Annotated in this window: 1 pseudogene; it reads left to right on the top strand. The window is 51.3% G+C overall.

Going from position 1 to position 388, the window contains the following annotated elements:
* Positions 1-388 (top strand): annotated as a pseudogene (locus QEH52_RS20305) (group II intron reverse transcriptase/maturase); the annotation flags it as partial.

Raw genomic sequence — 388 nt, 5'->3', positions numbered from 1 at the left:
AAAGGCTTCTTTGCTGAGCTGCCCAAGAGGTTAGACAAGTTCAGCCTAGAGATTGCCCCCGAAAAGAGCGGAATCCTCCGCTTTAGTCGCAGCGATCTGCGAGGAAGCAAACGCTTCGTCTATCTGGGCTTCGACTTCTATTGGGCACGCACGCGAAGAGGTAAGCAGACAGTCAAACGTCGCACTAACAAGAAGAAGTTCCAACAGGCCTTGAAATCTATAAAGGTCTGGCTCAATGGGGCGAAGAGCACGCCCCTGAAGGCACTCGCAGTAACACTGCGAGCAAAACTGGCAGGCCACTTCAACTATTATGGAGTGATTGGAAACTCAGCGATGCTCAGTGAGTTCTTCAACGCTGCTAGGCACGCAATTTACCGTGTGCTGAACA

Origin of the sequence: Thalassobacterium maritimum, assembly GCF_031127805.1 — a bacterium.
Taxonomy (GTDB): Bacteria; Verrucomicrobiota; Verrucomicrobiia; order Opitutales; family Coraliomargaritaceae; genus Thalassobacterium; species Thalassobacterium maritimum.
The sequence above is the reverse complement of the archived record's forward strand: the minus strand, read 5'-3'. Positions and strand labels throughout refer to the sequence as shown.